This window comes from Nocardia sp. NPDC059764 (assembly GCF_042732555.1).
Classification (GTDB): domain Bacteria; phylum Actinomycetota; class Actinomycetes; order Mycobacteriales; family Mycobacteriaceae; genus Nocardia.
This window is the reverse complement of sequence record NZ_JBHWHH010000165.1, coordinates 1-16,067: the sequence shown is the minus strand read 5'-3', so window position 1 is coordinate 16,067 and position 16,067 is coordinate 1. Positions and strand designations below refer to the sequence as shown.

Below are 16,067 nucleotides of genomic sequence, written 5' to 3'. Positions count from 1 at the left end.
ATCACAGCCCGCGACGTCCGTGAGCCCGACCGCAACCCGCGCCCCGCCGAACCGCGGCTGCCGCTCCCGGAACGCCACTCCGCCGCCGACCTCGTCGTGGAAGTCGATGCGGCCGAATGGAATGCCGTCGCCACGGCCCACGACGGCACCGACAACGGCCTCATGGTCGGCGTCGCCGTCGGCCTGCTCGGCCGCAGCGGCCGCATCGAGGACGGCGCCGCGGTCCGCGTCGACATTCCGCGGTCCCTGCGCGGCCTCGACGATCCCCGCGGCAATGCCACCACCGGACTGCCCATCGCCGTGCCCTACCGCCCGGGCGAGCGCACCGACCTGCGTCAGGTCCGGACCGCCGTCAAACAGGCGGCCCGCGCCTACTCCGATCCGGCCACCACCCCCGCGCTGCAACACCTCCAGCCGGTCCAGATGATGTTGCCGAAGTTCGTCCTGGGCTTCTTCTCCCGTACGGCCAAGGCCCCGGAATGCCTGTGCACGAATCTCGGCGTGACCGGTCAGGGCGTGGCGACCATCGCGGGGGTGCGCGCCCGCTCGGTGCTCATGCGCCCGGTGGTCTGCACCGCCGACACCGATCTGTTCCGTCGCGTGGAGGTCGGCCTGAACCTGTCCTGGTCGAGCGACGGCGACACCGTCACCCTCGCGATCACGGGTGCGGATCCGGATCGTTTCCCGACCCGGGAAGCCCTTCGCGACCTGGTCGGAGACGAATTCGAGGTCTGGGGACTGCGTCCTCGCTTCTGGAACTGAACCCTACTGGTCGGTACCTGTTGACGCGGCGCCAATGTACGCGTAACCATGGATTACAGATACTTAGGTCCATTTCCGAAAGAGGCTCTGACAATGACGTCAGCACACGCGACGGACGACCCCGCGGTCGCGCTTGCCCGGCAGTACGCCGACAAGCTCATGCTGCTCTCGCAGGGGTCCGTCGACAAGAATTTCGATCCCTTCACCGATATCGATTGGGACCACCCCGATTTCGAGGTCAAGGCCGACGACAAGCGCTGGATCCTGCCCGTCTCCGGTGACATGTTCGCCCGGCATCCCTGGTATCAGGCCCAGTCCGAGGCGCGCAAGATCGCCATCGGCCTGTGGCGGCAGGCCAATATCGCCAAGGTCGGCCTGCAGTTCGAGACCCTGCTCATCGGCGGCATGGTGCAGCACACCTTCAAACTGCCCAATGGCTCGCCGGAGTTCCGGTACTGCACCCACGAGGTCATCGAGGAGTGCAACCACACCCTGATGTTCCAGGAGATGGTGAACCGCATCGGGATCGACGTGCCCGGCATGAGCACGATCCTCAAGCAGCTCACCTACCTGGTGCCGCCGCTGGCCTCGGTCTTCCCGAATCTGTTCTTCATGGCGGTACTGTCGGGCGAGGAGCCGATCGACCACATTCAGAAGGCGATCCTGCGCGCCGGCGAGGACATCCACCCGATCATGCGCGGCGTCATGGCGATTCATATCGCCGAGGAGGCCCGCCACATCTCCTTCGCACACGAGTTCCTGGAACACCATGTGCCGCAGACGAACCCGTTCGACAAGTTCGTGCTGTCGCTGGCCTTCCCGATCGTCATGTGGATCGGCGGGCGGGCGATCCTGGTGCCGCCGCGCGCCTTCTTCGAGGAGTTCGGCATCCCGCGCGAGGTCCGCAAGGAGGTGTTCTTCGGCTCGGCCGACTCGAAGGAGGCGTTCGCCGGCTTCTTCGGTGACGTGCGGTCGCTGGCCAAGAAGATCGGGCTGATGAACCCGGTGTCCAAGCGGGTCTGGAACGCCCTCGGCATCGGCGGCCCGAGCACCCGTTACCGATCGGAGCCGGATCGGCCGGGCCAGGTCCGCGCAGCCTAGCCCGACCGATGGTAGACGTTACCGCAAATAACATGTAATACTCGGTACGCCCGGACGCCGGTGTCCGGGCGCGACCAGAAGCGAGTTCCCCATGACGCGGCATGTCGACGTACTGATCATCGGCGCGGGCCTGTCCGGTATCGGCATGGCCTGCCACCTGACCAGGGAGAAGACCGGGCGCAGCTACCTGATCCTGGAGCGCCGGACCGCCATCGGCGGCACCTGGGACCTGTTCAAGTACCCCGGTATCCGATCCGACTCGGACATGTACACCTTCGGATTCGGCTTCCGGCCGTGGCACGGCACCAAGGTGCTCGCCGACGGACCGCACATCCGCCAGTACATCGAGGACACGGCCGCCGAGTACGGCGTCACCGACCACATCCGCTTCGGCCGCAAGGTCACCAAGGCGTCCTGGTCCAGCGACGAGAGCATCTGGACCGTCGAGGTGCTCGACGAGCGCACCGGCGAGACCGAGACCTACACCAGCGACTTCTTCATCGGCTGCACCGGCTACTACGACTACGACAACGGCTACCGGCCCACGTTCCCCGGCGAGGAGAGCTTCGGCGGCCAGATCGTGCACCCGCAGCACTGGCCCGAGGATCTCGACTACCAGGGCAAGAAGGTGGTCGTGATCGGCAGTGGCGCCACCGCCATCACCCTGATCCCCGCCATGAGCAAGGACGCCGCGCACGTCACCATGCTCCAGCGTTCGCCCACCTACATCGCCGCGCTGCCCGCCGACGACCCGGTCGCGGTCGGCTTCAAGCTGGCCAAGGTTCCCGCGGCCATCGCCTACAAGGCGGGTCGGGCGCGCAATATCGCACTGCAGCGGGCCAGCTACCAGCTCTCGCGCACCAACCCGAAGCTGTCGGCCAAGCTGATGCTGGCCGCGGTGCGGGCGCAGGTCGGTCCCAAGATCGACATGAAGCACTTCACCCCCAGCTACAACCCGTGGGACCAGCGCCTGTGCGTGGTGCCCAACGGCGACCTGTTCAAGGTGCTGAAGCGGGGCGAGGCGTCGATCGCCACCGGCGCCATCGAGACCTTCACCGAGAAGGGCATCCGGCTGTCCTCGGGCGAGGAGCTCGAGGCCGACATCGTGGTCAGCGCAACGGGTCTGAAGGTGCAGATGCTCGGCGGCGCGGACCTCGAGGTGGACGGCGAGACGCTCGCCACCCGGGATCTGGTGGCCTACAAGGGCGCCCTGCTGGGCAATGTGCCGAACATGATGATCGTGCTCGGCTACACCAACGCCTCCTGGACGCTGAAGGCCGATCTGGCCGCGGAGTACTTCTGCCGCCTGCTGAACCATATGCGCGACAACGGTTTCAGCGAAGTGGTCGCGGTGCCCGAGGAGGGTGACCGGTCCGAGGCGTCGCTCATGGGCGGCGCGCTGACCTCCGGCTACATCCAGCGCGGTGACGGCGTCATGCCGCGGCAGGGCACCCGGGGGCCGTGGCTGGTGATCAACAACTACTTCCGCGACCGCGCCATGCTGCGCAAGGCTCCGCTGGAGGACGGTGTGCTGCGGTTCCGCCGCGGCGACCGCAAGGCGGCTCCGGTCGCGGCCGAAACCCGTTCGGCCTGATCGGATTCCGGATCTCGAACCCGGCCGTGCAGGGTGCGGCCGGGTTCGTCATTTTCCGGGACGGGGTGGGTGGCCCTAGACCGGCTGGAAGCCGCTGCCCACGCCCTTGCCGGCGTCGACCGCGGCGCGCACGGTGTCGAACGCGACGGCGATGACGGGGGAGTGCAGCGGATTGTTGGCGTCGGTGCAGCTGAACCGGAGATTGCGGGTGTCGCTGATCAGCGGCGCGGAGATCATGCCGACCAGCTTGTCGCCGATGGTGACCGGCGCCCCCGAATCGCCGTAGCTGGAGCAGGCCTGCTCCAGCAGCCCCACCGGGCTCGACGTCCACACCACGCCGCAGGCATGCCCGCTGGTCCGGCCGTTCTGGCACACCACGCTCCAGGCGGGTGGCGTCGGCGCGAACCCGGCGATGGTGGTGCCGTCGAACGAGCGCAGCGGGGTGACCGCGGCCGGATCGAATTCGATGACCGCGTAGTCGAGCTGCGCGTCCGCGGCGCGGACCACCCCGACCACCCCAGCGTCGGGGAACTGCTCGCCGTGCACCGGCGTGCCGGCCTCGGCGCAGTGCCCGGCGGTGAAGCCGACCAGTCGCCCGGCGGCGTCGTAGCCGATGGTGGTCAGGCTGCACTTGACGGTGTGGCCGCCCCGGCCCAGCACCAGGCCCGAACCGCCGCCCAGCGCGGCCTGCGTGTCACCCGGCGCGGCCTGTGCGGCCGGGACAGTCGACAGCCCGCAGGCCACGGCCACCGCGGCCGGTGCGATCCAGCGCTTCACCTGCATTGACCGACCCACCTATCCACGATTCGACTCGACGCGTATTGCTCCACGGTAGCCCGCGGGTTCAGCGCAGCCGGATCGGGCGCTGGGGTCTCGCGCCGGTCGAGAGTTTGACGTCCTCTCCAGTCTTCAGTTATCAGCTGGTTTGTCTCGAATGATGACTGTTTGCGCTGTTCATTCTGTTGAGGACATCTAATCGACAAGACGGGTTTAGCTGCCTGTCCCTCCTCGCCGGTCGAGTTCCCGCCGAAGAGCGAGGTTTTCGCCATGAGCCTGCTCCAGCGCCGACCGAAGCTCAGTGACCTGATGGCGGTGCTGGCGCTTGAGCTGGGCGATTTGCGCGGTGAGGACCATGACGATGTTGTCGCCCGTGTCGCTTCCTGTTGGGTGCGGCTGGGCTGCTGGCCGGTGCATGCGGCGCTGATACTCGATCCGGGCTCGCAGGTCGGCGTTGGAATAGAGGAAGTTCTGTGAGACGCCTGCCGCGCGCTGAACGGCCTGAAAGGTCACGGGCTCACCGCGCTTGATCAACTGCCGCAGGGCGTCTTCAGCAGCCCGGACCTTTCGTTCTGACTTCTGGCGGGCCGCAGCTTTGAGGGTGTCGATCCTTCGTTGCCGGGCGTCGGTCATGACTGTGTCCTCCGATGACGGGTGAGATCGAGGGAGAGCGGTGTCGGTCCCGCAGTGGAGCTTCCGGCTCCCTGGCAGGATCGGCCGAGGTTTTCCTGCATGGCGGCCAACAGCCGCTCCAAAGCACCGAGTTCGGCGGTCCGCTGGGTCAGCCAGACGTTGCCATCGGGCATCGGCTGGCCGTGTCGGGCCTGGAACTGGTCCCGTTGCCTTTGAATGAGGTCCTTGGTCTCGCCAAGCTGTCGGCGAAGTGTGTCCGTGTGACTGGAATCGGTGACGAATACCGAGCAGGTCAGGCAGGCGTTGCCTTTGTCGCAGGTCTGCAGTGGGGGAAGCAGACAGTAGCCGTGCGGGAGAAACCGATCCGCGCGATCGAAAAGATGCATGCCGTCGTGATCTTCGCGGGAGAAGGTCACTGCGGTGCCGTTTGCCTTGTATTTCCTTGTGGCCAAGAACGCTTGCTCGGCATGCTCTTCGCGTTGGGCGACGTAATGCATGGACATGGTCGGGTTCGCGTGTCCCGCATAGCGTTGAAGCACGTGAACGGGCAGCCCAAGCTCGGCCAGACGGGTGATGCGGGTGTGGCGGAATCGGTGGGTGTTGCTGAGCCGGACCGGGCGCCCGGTGCTGTCGCTGATGTTGGCCAGTTCGCTGAACTCTCGCAGCCAGCCGCGGTAGTTGGCCGCGGAGATGTGCTTGCTGCCTCTGGCGTTGGCGCTCTGTTGTGGGAACAGGTAGCGGGGCTGGATGCTCGGGAACTGGTCGCGGACCCACTGTTGCTGTTCTTCGATGACCGCCACGACCTCGGCGTCGACGAGGATGGTGTCGGGGGCTCGGTCGATCTTGCTTTGCGCGTAGTGGAATCGGGCGACTTGTTCTCCCTCTGCGGTTTCGATGGCCCGGTCGGTGGCCGGTGAGAGACAGTCGAACTCACACATGCAGATCTCGCTGGCCCTGCGCCCTGTGAGGATCTGCAGCAGCAGCATCCGCATGACCTGCGGGTGCCGTTCCCCGAGCATTGGAAGCTGCGCGATGATCTGGGACAGCGCGTGATCATCGACGTAATGCCTGTCGTTGATCAACGGTTTGCTGTGTTCTCGGGTGATCTGTCCGCGCCAGATCGCCGAGTGTGCAGCGGTTATCCGATCCCAGGGGGACGGGCCGACGATGCTTCGGCATTCCGCACGATTCTCGGCCGTGAACGCCATGAGATCGGCGACAGCCCGGAGGTCATCATTGACTCGGCGAACACCAGATCCTCCTCTTCCATCGGCCTGGGATCGATTCGTTGGATCGCTGCCCCAGCGGCGAAACTGGGCGGCCATCGCGCCGGCCTGTGTGATGTCGCCGGTGATGTCGGAAGGTGACGGCAGGGTGGACAGCCATCTGTCGAATCGAACGAACGAGAGAACCCGATCGCCTGAGATTGTCGACCAGGACAAGGTCCCCGCCTCCAGCGTTGTTCCCAAATACCATTTGAAACCAGCTCGGAGCCAAGGGATTTCGGCTGCTCCGGGACGGCATCCCTCGGACCGTCGGGGTTCTCGATCCCGAAGGGGGATACGTGGATCACATCGCGGAGCCCAGGTGTCCATCTGCCACCAGGGTTCGTCACTGAGCCGGGCGATCAGGGCGAGCCTGGCGTAGCCGAAGACCGTCCGCAGGCGATCGCCGACGCGACCGGGCCGCCGTTCGTGTCTTGATTCGAACCATGCCGCATACGTTTTCGAGAAAGCGACGAGGTCGAGCTCGCTCAGCGATCCGACGGTGCGGCCATGAGTTGCCGCCCACTCCAGCGTCTTGGCGATCTGGTTGAATGCACCGACACCGATCTTGACGCCGTCTCGAAACTGCCAGTGGGCCATCCAGGCCAGCTCGATGCGCAGCCGGTAGGACAACGCTGCGAGATTGATCGATCCTCCACGGCCTCGTTCGATCATGTCCGCCCATCCGGAGATGCTGGGGCCGAGGACTTCACCGCGCCATTCGATCGGAAGATCGGCCAGCAGCCTGGCCGATGGTGTCGGTGGCCGGTCGGGGACGGCGCGAAGAGTCTCAGCGCGCATCGGTGACAATCTCCCAGCCATTGGTGTAGTTTTTCCAATTCGCCGCAGCTCGCAGGGCTTCGTCCTCGGTGACCCAACCGTAAAGGTCCAACGTGGTTTGGACGTGGGCGTGCCCCAGTCGGCGGGACACGACCCATTCCGGGGTTCCACCGATCAGGAGTGCCGTGGCATGGGTGTGGCGAAACCAGTGTGGTGTCCATCCGATCGGGCCGATGCCCTTGCTTCTGAGCGCGGTCACTTTGTCACGCACGGTGCCTTCGCGCAGTGCCGCCAGATAGGGTGGGCGATCGAGATTGACGAACAGGGGACCGTCGGCGGTGAGAGGGACGCCGATCTCGGCGGCCCGCATCGCCAGCACGGTCAGATAGTCGGCGTAGAGACGTTCCAGATCGCCGCCGACGTAGACACGACGGGGCCGGAGCATCTTCACCCGGGCCTCGTTTGGATTGTCCTCACGGGGAACAACTTCGACATAAGGTGTTCCGCCGCGGCCCATCACAAACTCACAGATGCGCAGACCGAGCGCCTCTCCCAGGCGCATGCCGGATTCGGCCAACAGCGCAAAAAGGAACCGGTCGCGGATGTTGCCCGCCCAATCGCCGACGTCGGGTTGGTAGGTCGCGCAGCCGTCCAGCACCGCTTGCACCTGCTGCGGCAACAGAACCGGCGGCCGGTCACGCCGTTTGACCATGCGAACACGAACCAACGCCGATGGACTCGGTTCAGTTCGACAATCCAAGTGAGACAGCAGCTTCCGAGCAGGTGCTCGCCGCGGCGCTCCGCGTAACAGCTTGGCGGCCACGGGCACCTCATGCACCGCGGCCTGCCAGCGGTAAAAACTGATCAGGGCGGCCAGTCGCGCCTCCAGCGTCTCCGCCGAAGGACCGCCTTCCGCAGTGGCAAAGACCCGTTCGACGGTGCGGCCGTTGCGCAGCCACGACAGAAACGCCGTGACCGCAGGAACTCCGACCGCGTTCCACGCCCCAGCCTCGTTGCGCTCCTCCAGAAAGGTCCACCACTGGGCGAGACCGGTCGCGTAGGACCGGATCGTGTTCGGCGACCACTCCTGCCGATGCGACTCCAGCCATTCCTCGACCGGCGCGACGGTCCTGTAGTCCTCGCCGATCACGGTCCACGTCCGCCGCGACCCCGGCGGACGAACACCCATGACGTATGCCATTTCCCCTCGTTCCCACTCGTTGATGAGGCACCGGTGATGGTTCGGAACCAACGAGCGGAAGGACTGGAAGCCGCACCTCGTTCATGACGTAGATGAGAGCTCAGCGAGCACCGTGGATAACTTCAGGCCGAAGATTCCTGCCAGCACCCTGACGGGCGCCCTCGGTGGGTTCGTGCCCATCGCGGCGTGGCTCGGCTAGCCGACGTCGGGCTCGACGCCGGTGAACTGGTTCCAGCACTGCCGCAGGTAGAACTCCATGTCGATGGTCGGGTCGATGAGCCACCGTGATTGCAGACCGTCGGACAACGCCATGAACGCGGTCGCCATCACCTCGGGGTCGACGGTGGACGGGACCTCGCCCGCGCGCTGCAGCCCGCGGATCAGTTCGGCGAAGGCGGCGGTGCCGAGTTCGTAGTGCATCCGCATGTATGCGTGGGCGGGATGATGGGGGTCGGCGGCCGCGGCCTGCATGTGGGTGAAGAGTTCGATGAGTCCGGGCACCTGGGTGTTGTGGCGGATGAGCCGGATCAGGGCTTCGGGCGTGGCCTCGTTCAGATGGGCGGCGGCGTCGACCTGATCCCGCTTCAGCAGCACCGCGACGAACAGTTCCTCCTTGGAACCGAAGTAGTGCAGCAGCCCGCTCTGGCTCAGCCCGACGGCCTCGGCCAGTTCGGCCACCGAGGTCGCGAGGAAGCCGCGTTCCGCGATGGTCTTCAGGGCGGCTTCGAGGATCTGCTCCCGCCGTTCGATGCCCTTTCCGTAGGGTCCGCGTTTCGCCATCGCTCGAGTCTAAGGGGATCGTGAGAGACCCTTGTTCGCCAAAACCGAGCAGTGTGCGGTGTCCGACATGCGATTCCGCCGCCCCACCGACGCGGTCCCGGCGTACACCGCGATCACCGGTGCGGGCGGCGTTCCCGCCGACTACCGCCCGACCCGGGAACCCAAGACCTGCTCGCTGCTGGACGCGCCGTCGAGCTGCGCCGACCCGGTCGTGCTGCCGCGCTGACCCGCTCGTCGTGTGTCAGCGCAGCGCGGGAACCACCTCACGCTCGAACAACTCCGCACCCGAGGTGTCGTAGGCGGTCTCGGGGAAGTAGTGGATGGAATACCCCAGCCCCAGATCCTTGATCTGCGAGAGCCGTTCGACGATCTGCTCGGGCGTGCCGACGGCGGGCGAGTTGCGGAACAGATCCATGACGTGCTGGGCCGCGCCCTCCGCGCCGACGAACGGGGTGAGCCGTGACTCCAGCTGCGCCAGCCGCTCCTCGACCTCGGCCTCGGTCGCGCCGACCAGCGTATTGAAGTTGGAGCTGCGGGTGATGGCGTCGAAATCCGTTCCGACCGCGGCACAGTGGCCGCGCAGCAGCTCCGACTTCTGCGCGAAGGTCTCCGGGTCGCCCGCGAAGTTGGTGTACTGCGCGTACTTCGCGGCGATCCGCAGTGTCACCTTCTCGCCGCCGCCCGCGACCCAGATGGGAATCCCGCCCTCCTGCAACGGAAGCGGCCGCACGATCGCGCCGTCCACCTGGTAGTGCTTGCCGTCGAGGGTCGCCGTACCCGTCGTCCAGGCCTGCTCGAGGATCTGCACGCCTTCGTCGAGCCGCCCCAATCGCTCACCGGCGGAGGGGAATCCGTACCCGTAGGCGCGCCATTCGTGCTCGTACCAGCCGCCGCCGATGCCCATCTCCACGCGTCCGCCGGAGATGAGGTCCACGGTGGCGGCGACCTTGGCCAGGTAGGCCGGGTTGCGGTAGCTGATGGCCGTGCACATCTGCCCCAGCCGGATTCGCGAGGTGCTCGCGGCCAGCGCCGACATCAGCGTCCACGCCTCGTGGGTGGCCTCCTCGGTGGGCACGGGGACGGTGTGGAAGTGGTCATAGACCCACAGCGATTCCCAGGCGTCCCCGGAATCCGCGCGCGTGGCCAGGTCCCGCATCACTCCCCACTGCACGGCCGGGTCGATGCCGACCAGGTCGAGCCGCCAGCCCTGCGGGATGAAGATGCCGAAGCGCACGAGATGTCTCCTCTGTTCGAATCCGGTCCGATCGAATCGATTCCGGCATCCACTGTTCCCGTCACCCCGCCCGGCGGCAACCGTTCTGTACAGCCCGCGCCGAACTACGGCGTGCCGCCCTCCGGTCCGGCGATATCGGCCGGGTCCAGCACTTTCCGCAGCGCGGACGCGACGGTCTCGAGCTCCTTCGCGTCCAGTTTCTCCCCGAAGCGTCGTTCGATGCCCGCGAGATAGTGCGGCGCGGACTCCCGGAATCTCCGCCGGCCCTTGTCGGTGATGGCCACGAACGCCGATCGCCCGTCGTCGGGATTGGCTTCGCGCCGGACCAGCCCCTGCATCTCCATCTCGGTCACCAGCCGGCTCACCCGGGTCCGGCTGAGCACCACCCGCTCACCGAGATCGCTCATCCGGAGCCGGTGCGGCGCATCGAGTTCCAGCAGGACGTCGTACCAGCTCAGCGGTAGCCCGGTGGCGCGGCGCAGTTCGGCGTCGAGCTCGGGCACGAGGAGGGCGTGGACCTGGAGCAGGGCGGCCCAGGCGTGCACGGCCGGATGGGATCGGGAAGACACCGCCCCATCCTAACCTGTTGCGTGCGCGCGCACCTAAGTAGTAGCGTGCACACGCACATAAATTTCCGTGAAAGGAACTCCCATGACCGCACTCATCACCCGCGAGGAACTCGCCCAGGAGATCGCCGCCGGAACGGTCACCGTGCTCGACGCCCTCGGCGGCGTGTACTACGAGCAGGCGCATCTCCCCGGCGCTCTCGCGCTGATCGAGGCCGACGTGGACACCGAAGCGCCGCGCCTGCTTCCGGACCGCGACGCCGCCATCGTCACCTACTGCTCGAACGCGGCCTGCCCCAACAGTCAGAACGTGGCGACCAAGCTGGAACGGCTCGGCTACACCAATATCCGCAAGTACCGCGACGGCATCCAGGACTGGACCGACGCGGGCCTGCCCGTCGAAAGCTGATCGGCCCCCGGGGAATCCGCCGGGGACTCAGTCCTTGACGGTGATCGACAGCCGGGGCCGGGTGGGGTTGTCGGGGGAGACCCGCTCCCAGACGGCGTCCAGCATCGGGGCCAGCAGTAGCTCGCCGAACTGGCGCAGCAGCACGGCGACGATCTGGTCCGACTCCGGCTTGTCGGTCGAGGCCAGACCCGCGGCGCGGAGTCCGGCGACCTCGCTGCGGGTCAATTCGACCACCGCGTCCAGCAGGTGGATGCGGGTTTCGGAGGGTTCGAGCAGTGACCGGCGGATGTAGTTCACCACGGCGGGGTTGGCGTGCAGCATGTTCCGCACCGCCTCGTCGCGGGCGGAGGCGACCTCGGCGTGGGTGCCGGTCGGCGGGATCGAGGCGACGGCCTGTGCGAAGTATTCGACGATCAGTTTGTCGACCGCGTCGCGCAGGCCGTCCTTGGTCTTGAAGTGGTGCTGAACCAGCCCGAGGGTGACGCCGGCCTCGGCCGCGACCGCGCGCAGTGACACCCGGGAGTCGCCGTACTGGGCGAACAGGTCCATGGCGGCATTGCGGATGCGGGCCTTGGCGGTCAGGTCCTCATTGGTGGCTCGTGGGTTCAGCATCGCCCCTCAATTTAGCGGTTCCGGGCCGTGTACTCGGCAATTGATGTGATTGACCGGTTCACGATACAACTGTATCGTGCGAGATATGGAGGAACCACCGCCGCGACCTCTCGCCGGAGTCGAAGTCGTGTCCCTGGCCACGACCTGAATTACGAAGCCGTGCACGGCACCCTGACCCCGCCGCGCATGCCGAAGATCCCGATCGCCGACATGCTCGGCGCGGAGCGCGCGGTCTCCACCGCCCTGGCCGCCCTGGTACGCCGGGCGACGACCGGTGCGGGGCAGCCGTATCGGGTCGCCCTCGAGGAAGCCGCGGCCCGCGCGGGCGACGCCGTGCGCTACCGCCTCATGGGCGACGACGCGGTACTGGGCGGCGCGTTCCCCGGCTACGGCATCTACGAATGCGCCGACGGCCACGTCGCGCTGGGCGCGGTGGAGCCGCACTTCTTCCTGGGCGCGCTGGCCACCTTCGGCGCCGACGGGACTCACGAGGCGTTCCGGAAAGCCTTCGCTGACAAGACCATCGCCGAGCTCGAAGCCATCGCCGCTCGGGAAGACCTGCCGCTCAACGGCATTCGACGCAACAACGGAGAGTGACACCGATGTCCGAACTGTTCCCCGACTACCGGCCCACCTGGGAGACCGATCAGCACCGCGAGCTGCGCAAGCACGCCGCGGAGTTCTTCCGCAAGGAGGCCGTGCCCAATCGCGAGCGCTGGACCGCCCAGCACATGGTCGACCGCGAGTTCTGGAACAAGGCCGGCGCCGCGGGCCTGCTCGGCCTGGACCTGCCCGAGGAATTCGGCGGCGCGGGCGGCGATTACGGCATGCAGGCCATCGTCCAGGAAGAGCTGGTCTACGCCCACGACAACGGCTTCGGCTTCTCCGTGCACTCGCCGATCGTGTCGCACTACATCTACAACTACGGCAATGACGAGCAGCGGGCCAAGTGGCTGCCGGGCATCATCAGCGGCGACCTGGTGCTGGCCATCGCCATGACCGAGCCGGGCACCGGATCGGATCTGCAGTCGGTGCGCACCACCGCGATCCGCGAGGGCGACCACTACGTCATCAATGGCTCGAAGACGTTCATCTCCAACGCCACCCACTGCGATCTGCTGGTGATCGTGGCCAAGACCGACCCGTCCAAGGGTGCGGCGGGCGTCTCGCTCATCGTGGCCGAGACCAAGGATCTGCCGGGCTTCGAGCGCGGCCGGGTGCTGGAGAAGATGGGCCAGCACGCGCAGGACACCCGTGAGCTGTTCTTCTCCGACATGCGCGTCCCGGTGGCGAATCTGCTGGGCGCGCAGGAGGGTCTGGGCTTCTACCAGCTCATGGAGCAGCTGGCCCGGGAGCGGCTGATCATCGCCAGCCTGTGCTCGGCGCTGGCCGAGGCCGCGGTGCTGGAAGCGCTGCGCTACTCCAAGGAGCGCGAGGCGTTCGGCCGCCCGATCGGCAAGTTCCAGCACAACGCCTTCACCCTGGCCGAGGTCAAGACCGAGGCGCTGGCCATCAAGACGCTGGTGGACTACGCGATCCAGCAGTACATCGACGGCAAGAACGACCCGTCGACCGCGTCCATGGCCAAGCTGTTCGCGGCCGAGACCTGCGACAAGGTGGTCGACCGCTGCCTGCAGCTGTTCGGCGGCTACGGCTACATGATGGAGTACCCGATCGCGAACATGTACACGGGTTCTCGCGTGAACCGCATCTACGGCGGCACCAGCGAGATCATGAAGGAGATCATCTCCCGCTCGCTGTGAGGCGGGGCCCGGCGGCGGGCGGTTGGGGGCCGCCGCCGGGATATCCGAGCTCAGGCCGGGCGGGACTGGCTCACGATGGCCAGGCACACCGCGCAGGCGGCGGCGAGGACGCCGAACATGGCGGGGTAGCCGACGCCGAGGCCGTTGTGGCACACAGCCATCAGGGCCGGGACGCCGAAGCCGAGGTAGCTGACCGCGTAGAACACCGCGGTCAGTCCGGCCAGGTCGTCGGGGCGAGCCATGCGCTCGATCTCCAGCAGGCCCGTGACCAGGCCGCTGCCGAATCCCATGCCCAGGGCGACGGCGGTCAGCACGGTCAGCCACAGGGTGAGGGTGGCGGAAGCGGCTGCGGCGAGCAGCATTCCGAGGATCACCAGGCTCAGCGCCAGCATCGGCAGCCGCAGCGAGCCGGGACGATCGATCTTGCGCGCCACCGACTGGATGCCGAAACCGCAGCCGAGGGTGATCACGGTGATCAAGGCGGAGAACGCGATCGGGGCGTCGTGCACCTTGGGCATCATGAGCGTCGGCATGATGGCGTACGCCGCCGCCGACGAGGTGAACAGCCACAGGCACACCGGCAGCGCGATGGTGCGGAAGCGGTGATGCGCGCCGACGGGGACCTTCAGATCGTCGAGGAGCGATCCCGGATTCACCTGCGGCACGATGGTTTCCGGCGCCCGGCACAGCAGCACCGCGGCCGCGCCGCACAGCGTCACATTGATCAGATAGGCGAGCGAGTCCGGCCACGGACCCCACTGCGCCAGCACGCCCGCCATGCCCGCGCCGACGCCGAAGCCGCCGGTGAGGCTCATGGCCGAGCGGCGCGCCCCGGTGCCGGAGGCGGTGTCGGCGGTGAACGGCGGCTGCGACAGCTCCTTGAGCCAGCTGCTGCCCACCGCCATGGCCAGGCCCAGCGCGATGCCGCACAGCACCCGGCCCGCGGAAAGCATGGGGACCGAATGGGATCCGAAGGCCAGCAGCGTCGAGCCGGTGGCCGCGATGAACGGCGCGGGCCGCATGAGCGGACGGCGGCCGTAGCGGTCCGACAGCGGGCCGCCGATGAGCAGGGCGGGCACGATGCCCAGCACGTATTCGAACAGCAGCAGGTCGACGGTGGTGACGGGCAGCCCGTCGCGCTTGTACATGACCAGCAGTGGCGTGAATTCGTTACCGCCCCAGGCGATCGCGAAGATGGCCGTCGCGACGCCCAGCCACGCCTTCGGGTGGGTACCCAGTCGATCGACGCGGGTGTCGAGGGTGGTCAGGGTCGCCATCACAGGCCCCTCGGGGTGACGCCGTGCACGTCGGTGAGGTGTTCGGCGAGGGCCTCGGCGAATCCGGCGCCGTCGGCGGCGTCGATCAGATCGGCGAGGCGGGTGTGCTGCTCGATGATGCGGTGCGGGTTGGTCTCGCCGCGTCGCAGCGCGACGCTGTTCATCCGGCGCTGCCGTTCGCGCAGCGAGTCGTAGAAGCCGATGAGCAGCGGGTTGTCCGCGGCCACCACGTATTCGCGGTGGAAGTCGGCGTCGGCGATGGCGAATTCCTCGAGGTCGCCGGCGTCGGCGAGTTCGCGCTGGCGGTCCAGGGATTCGCGCAGCCGGGGGATGAGGCCCGCGCGGGCGATGCGGGTGAGCGCGTCCACCGCGCCGGTTTCCACGATGTAGCGGGCGTGGATCACATGGTCGGCTTCGTGCGAGGGGACGGGCACCACGAGGGCGCCGCGCTTGGGGTAGAGCCGCATCCAGCCCTCGGTCTCGAGCCGCAGGAAGGCCTCGCGGACGGGGGTGCGGGAGGTGCCCAGCTCGCCGGCCATCTCGTTCTCGCTGACCAGCTCCCCGCCGGGGAGGTCGCCACTGAGTATGCGTTCCTTGATTTCGCGGTAGGCCCGCTCGGCGGCGGAGAAAGTCTTGGACACGACTTGCATACTAGAGGTGTCGTGGGATGATTTGCCTGGATGTGGCGGGTTTCACGGACCGGTATGAAAGAGTTGCGCGGTAACCCTCTCACGCGGAATGATTCACCTTGTTGGCAGCACGTCAGTAAGTTGCCCTTAACTTCTGGGACGAGGAGGTCCGCATGGCGAACGACGCCCCCGCGCTGAACGAGGTCGTGAACGGCGGTCTGGAGTTCACGATTCCGATCGCGCACAAGATGGGGGTGCGGGCCGAGGAGGTGCGCCCCGGGTTCGCGGCCACCACGGTCCCCATCGAGGGCAACGGCAATCACTTCGGCGTCATGTACGCCGGTGTGCTGTTCACGGTCGCGGAGATCCTGGGCGGCGCGATCGCCATCTCCAGCTTCGACACCGCCAAGTACTTCCCGTTGGTGAAGGACCTGCACGTGTTCTTCCGCAAGCCCGCCGCCACCGATGTGCGCGCCGAGGCGTCGCTGTCGGAGGAGGAGATCGCGCGGATCACCGAGGAGGCCGACGCCAAGGGCAAGGCCGACTTCACCCTGACCGCGAAGGTGACCGACGCCAATGGCGTGGTCGTCGCCGAGACCGAGGGTCTGTACCAGCTGCGCGCCCACGGCAAGTAGGCCGCGAAAAACGATCGAGCCCCGGGATTCGCCTCGCTCCCGGGGCTCG

At 67.1% G+C, this 16,067-nt stretch carries 15 protein-coding genes and 3 pseudogenes; 8 read left to right on the top strand and 10 right to left on the bottom strand.

The window, feature by feature from the left end; translation table 11 throughout:
- From ACFV4K_RS28220 to ACFV4K_RS28210, 3 genes and pseudogenes are all read left to right on the top strand, one after another.
- Positions 1–762: pseudogene (locus ACFV4K_RS28220) on the top strand (hypothetical protein); the annotation flags it as partial.
- A 93-nt stretch (positions 763–855) separates the two neighbouring features.
- A complete protein-coding gene (locus ACFV4K_RS28215; protein WP_379278976.1) occupies positions 856–1,863 on the top strand; it encodes a diiron oxygenase in 1,008 nt (335 codons plus the stop codon).
- 91 nt (positions 1,864–1,954) lie between these two features.
- Positions 1,955–3,457 (top strand): flavin-containing monooxygenase, encoded by a 1,503-nt coding sequence (locus tag ACFV4K_RS28210; protein WP_379278974.1) that lies wholly within the window; start codon positions 1,955–1,957, stop codon positions 3,455–3,457.
- A 75-nt stretch (positions 3,458–3,532) separates the two neighbouring features.
- Here the strand turns inward: ACFV4K_RS28210 and ACFV4K_RS28205 are convergent, their stop codons facing one another.
- The 5 genes from ACFV4K_RS28205 to ACFV4K_RS28185 form a co-directional block, all read right to left on the bottom strand.
- Complete coding sequence (locus tag ACFV4K_RS28205; RefSeq protein ID WP_379278973.1) at positions 3,533–4,240, bottom strand: hypothetical protein; 708 nt, start codon at positions 4,238–4,240, stop codon at positions 3,533–3,535.
- Positions 4,241–4,447: 207 nt separating this feature from the next.
- On the bottom strand, positions 4,448–4,867 hold the full coding sequence (locus tag ACFV4K_RS28200; RefSeq protein ID WP_379278971.1) for a DUF6262 family protein: 420 nt from the start codon (positions 4,865–4,867) through the stop codon (positions 4,448–4,450).
- A complete protein-coding gene (locus ACFV4K_RS28195) occupies positions 4,864–6,933 on the bottom strand; it encodes a tyrosine-type recombinase/integrase (RefSeq protein WP_379278969.1) in 2,070 nt (689 codons plus the stop codon). The genes ACFV4K_RS28200 and ACFV4K_RS28195 overlap by 4 nt, the downstream gene beginning before the upstream one ends.
- Positions 6,923–8,113, bottom strand: coding sequence for a tyrosine-type recombinase/integrase (locus tag ACFV4K_RS28190; RefSeq protein WP_379278968.1), 1,191 nt, complete (start codon positions 8,111–8,113; stop codon positions 6,923–6,925). Before ACFV4K_RS28190 ends, ACFV4K_RS28195 begins: the two co-directional genes overlap by 11 nt.
- A gap of 195 nt (positions 8,114–8,308) precedes the next feature.
- Positions 8,309–8,893: a TetR/AcrR family transcriptional regulator gene (locus tag ACFV4K_RS28185; protein ID WP_379278966.1), complete on the bottom strand. Its 585-nt coding sequence runs from the start codon at positions 8,891–8,893 to the stop codon at positions 8,309–8,311.
- A 76-nt stretch (positions 8,894–8,969) separates the two neighbouring features.
- On the opposite strand from ACFV4K_RS28185, the pseudogene ACFV4K_RS28180 reads away from it, so the two are divergent.
- Positions 8,970–9,119 (top strand): annotated as a pseudogene (locus tag ACFV4K_RS28180) (glycoside hydrolase family 1 protein); the annotation flags it as partial.
- Positions 9,120–9,134: 15 nt separating this feature from the next.
- On the opposite strand, the gene ACFV4K_RS28175 reads toward ACFV4K_RS28180, so the two are convergent.
- Together ACFV4K_RS28175 and ACFV4K_RS28170 are read right to left on the bottom strand one after the other, a co-directional pair.
- The gene (locus ACFV4K_RS28175) at positions 9,135–10,127 is read right to left on the bottom strand and encodes an LLM class F420-dependent oxidoreductase (protein WP_379278964.1); all 993 of its coding nucleotides are present in this window, start codon (positions 10,125–10,127) and stop codon (positions 9,135–9,137) included.
- Between the two features lie 104 nt (positions 10,128–10,231).
- Positions 10,232–10,696, bottom strand: a complete 465-nt coding sequence (locus ACFV4K_RS28170; RefSeq protein WP_379278962.1) for a MarR family winged helix-turn-helix transcriptional regulator — start codon at positions 10,694–10,696, stop codon at positions 10,232–10,234.
- A gap of 82 nt (positions 10,697–10,778) precedes the next feature.
- Here ACFV4K_RS28170 and ACFV4K_RS28165 point away from each other — a divergent pair, with 82 nt between their 5' ends.
- Positions 10,779–11,102, top strand: coding sequence for a rhodanese-like domain-containing protein (locus ACFV4K_RS28165; RefSeq protein WP_379278960.1), 324 nt, complete (start codon positions 10,779–10,781; stop codon positions 11,100–11,102).
- Positions 11,103–11,129: 27 nt separating this feature from the next.
- Here the strand turns inward: ACFV4K_RS28165 and ACFV4K_RS28160 are convergent, their stop codons facing one another.
- Positions 11,130–11,714 carry a TetR/AcrR family transcriptional regulator gene (locus ACFV4K_RS28160; RefSeq protein WP_379278959.1) on the bottom strand — a complete coding sequence of 195 codons (585 nt, stop codon included), beginning with the start codon at positions 11,712–11,714 and terminating at the stop codon, positions 11,130–11,132.
- Between the two features lie 132 nt (positions 11,715–11,846).
- On the opposite strand from ACFV4K_RS28160, the pseudogene ACFV4K_RS28155 reads away from it, so the two are divergent.
- Positions 11,847–12,311: pseudogene (locus tag ACFV4K_RS28155) on the top strand (CoA transferase); the annotation flags it as partial.
- A 5-nt stretch (positions 12,312–12,316) separates the two neighbouring features.
- Positions 12,317–13,477: an acyl-CoA dehydrogenase family protein gene (locus ACFV4K_RS28150; RefSeq protein ID WP_379100551.1), complete on the top strand. Its 1,161-nt coding sequence runs from the start codon at positions 12,317–12,319 to the stop codon at positions 13,475–13,477.
- A 50-nt stretch (positions 13,478–13,527) separates the two neighbouring features.
- On the opposite strand, the gene ACFV4K_RS28145 is transcribed toward ACFV4K_RS28150, so the two are convergent.
- Positions 13,528–14,754 carry an MFS transporter gene (locus ACFV4K_RS28145; protein WP_379278957.1) on the bottom strand — a complete coding sequence of 409 codons (1,227 nt, stop codon included), beginning with the start codon at positions 14,752–14,754 and terminating at the stop codon, positions 13,528–13,530.
- Positions 14,754–15,404 (bottom strand): GntR family transcriptional regulator, encoded by a 651-nt coding sequence (locus ACFV4K_RS28140; protein ID WP_379278955.1) that lies wholly within the window; start codon positions 15,402–15,404, stop codon positions 14,754–14,756. The genes ACFV4K_RS28145 and ACFV4K_RS28140 overlap by 1 nt, the downstream gene beginning before the upstream one ends.
- A gap of 152 nt (positions 15,405–15,556) precedes the next feature.
- On the opposite strand from ACFV4K_RS28140, the gene ACFV4K_RS28135 reads away from it, so the two are divergent.
- A complete protein-coding gene (locus ACFV4K_RS28135) occupies positions 15,557–16,018 on the top strand; it encodes a PaaI family thioesterase (RefSeq protein ID WP_379278953.1) in 462 nt (153 codons plus the stop codon).
- The last annotated feature ends 49 nt before the right edge of the window (positions 16,019–16,067 follow it).

Coding starts and splice junctions, on each gene's coding strand:
- ACFV4K_RS28185 (WP_379278966.1), bottom strand. CDS start 8,893: ATGGCGAAACGCGGACCCTACGGAAAGGGCATCGAACGGCGGGAGCAG.
- ACFV4K_RS28140 (WP_379278955.1), bottom strand. CDS start 15,404: ATGCAAGTCGTGTCCAAGACTTTCTCCGCCGCCGAGCGGGCCTACCGC.
- ACFV4K_RS28200 (WP_379278971.1), bottom strand. CDS start 4,867: ATGACCGACGCCCGGCAACGAAGGATCGACACCCTCAAAGCTGCGGCC.
- ACFV4K_RS28150 (WP_379100551.1), top strand. CDS start 12,317: ATGTCCGAACTGTTCCCCGACTACCGGCCCACCTGGGAGACCGATCAG.
- ACFV4K_RS28215 (WP_379278976.1), top strand. CDS start 856: ATGACGTCAGCACACGCGACGGACGACCCCGCGGTCGCGCTTGCCCGG.
- ACFV4K_RS28190 (WP_379278968.1), bottom strand. CDS start 8,113: ATGGCATACGTCATGGGTGTTCGTCCGCCGGGGTCGCGGCGGACGTGG.
- ACFV4K_RS28165 (WP_379278960.1), top strand. CDS start 10,779: ATGACCGCACTCATCACCCGCGAGGAACTCGCCCAGGAGATCGCCGCC.
- ACFV4K_RS28195 (WP_379278969.1), bottom strand. CDS start 6,933: ATGCGCGCTGAGACTCTTCGCGCCGTCCCCGACCGGCCACCGACACCA.
- ACFV4K_RS28135 (WP_379278953.1), top strand. CDS start 15,557: ATGGCGAACGACGCCCCCGCGCTGAACGAGGTCGTGAACGGCGGTCTG.
- ACFV4K_RS28210 (WP_379278974.1), top strand. CDS start 1,955: ATGACGCGGCATGTCGACGTACTGATCATCGGCGCGGGCCTGTCCGGT.
- ACFV4K_RS28205 (WP_379278973.1), bottom strand. CDS start 4,240: ATGCAGGTGAAGCGCTGGATCGCACCGGCCGCGGTGGCCGTGGCCTGC.
- ACFV4K_RS28145 (WP_379278957.1), bottom strand. CDS start 14,754: ATGGCGACCCTGACCACCCTCGACACCCGCGTCGATCGACTGGGTACC.
- ACFV4K_RS28160 (WP_379278959.1), bottom strand. CDS start 11,714: ATGCTGAACCCACGAGCCACCAATGAGGACCTGACCGCCAAGGCCCGC.